Genomic DNA, 1,093 nt, shown 5'->3' with positions numbered 1-1,093 from the left:
GGCGGTAGCCGCTGTCGGTGCGCGCCACCGGGGCGAGCAGGCCCAGGCTTTCGTAGTGGCGCACCATGCGCGCGGACACGCCCGCGCGCCCGGCGGCGACGCCGATGGACACCGGCCAGCGCAGGGCCGGTGCGCGCGCTGTCGCCGCCATGCTCAGGCGGCGACCTCGTAGCCTTCCTCGCGGATGGCGTTGGCGATGGCGTCGCGCGACTTCTCGCTGTCCACGCTGACCTGGCCGGAGGCGAGGTCCACGCGCACGATGGCGTCGGTGTCGACCTCGCGCACGGCGTGCACCACGGCGCGCTCGCAGTGGCCGCAGGTCATGCCCTTGACGGTGAATTGGTGTTGCATGGTCTGGCTCCTTGGGTCGGCTCGGCCGGGCGGGGCCGAAGGGTGGAAAAACAGGAAAGGCGCAGTCTGCAGGCCTTGGGGCAATGATGAAGCCTGACACCGTGGCAAAGTCAAGCGGGCGATGCCGGCCGGCGCCTGCAACTGGGCGGGGCCTGCGCCTTGACTTTGCCACGCTGTCAAGGTTTAAGGTGGCGCCATGACTGCAACTTCCAACCCTTCCGCCGCCGCTGCCGAGGTGCTCGACCTGGGCGTGGGCGGCATGACCTGCGCCAGCTGCGTGGCGCGGGTGGAGCGGGCGCTGCGCAAGGTGCCGGGCGTGCAGGACGCGACCGTGAACCTGGCGACCGAGTCCGCGCATATCCGCTACGACGCGACCCAGTCCGACGACATGGCGGCGCGCGCCAGCCGTGCGGTGCGCAACGCGGGCTACGAGCCGCGCAGCCAGCAGGCGCAGGAAGCGGCCGCGGCCGACGAGGGGCCGTGGACGGGCTTTGCGCCGGTGGCGGCGGGGCTGGTGCTGTCGGCGCCGCTGGTGCTGCCGATGTTCGGCGACCTGTTCGGGCGCGACTGGATGCTGCCGGCCTGGATCCAGTTCCTGCTGGCAACCCCGGTGCAGTTCCTTCTGGGCGCGCGCTTCTACCGGGCGGGCTGGCACGCGGCCCGGGCGCTCACGGGCAACATGGACCTGCTGGTGGCGCTGGGCACCAGCGCGGGCTATGGGCTGTCGCTGTGGCTGTGGGCC

The 1,093-nt window shown here is 72.2% G+C and carries 3 protein-coding genes; 1 reads left to right on the top strand and 2 read right to left on the bottom strand.

What is annotated here, in order from left to right; translation table 11 throughout:
- Both A612_RS06570 and A612_RS06565 read right to left on the bottom strand, forming a co-directional pair.
- On the bottom strand, positions 1–151 hold a 151-nt coding region (locus tag A612_RS06570), incomplete at its 3' end, for a MerR family DNA-binding transcriptional regulator (protein WP_019373714.1).
- 2 nt (positions 152–153) lie between these two features.
- Positions 154–351 (bottom strand): heavy-metal-associated domain-containing protein, encoded by a 198-nt coding sequence (locus A612_RS06565; RefSeq protein ID WP_019373713.1) that lies wholly within the window; start codon positions 349–351, stop codon positions 154–156.
- 196 nt (positions 352–547) lie between these two features.
- Between A612_RS06565 and A612_RS06560 the strand changes: the two genes are divergently transcribed.
- Positions 548–1,093 (top strand): cation transporter (locus A612_RS06560; protein ID WP_141630334.1); only part of this gene is annotated, 546 nt, incomplete at its 3' end.

Source organism: Melaminivora alkalimesophila (assembly GCF_000282995.1).
Lineage (GTDB): Bacteria > Pseudomonadota > Gammaproteobacteria > Burkholderiales > Burkholderiaceae_C > Melaminivora > Melaminivora alkalimesophila.
The sequence above is the reverse complement of the archived record's forward strand: the minus strand, read 5'-3'. Positions and strand labels throughout refer to the sequence as shown.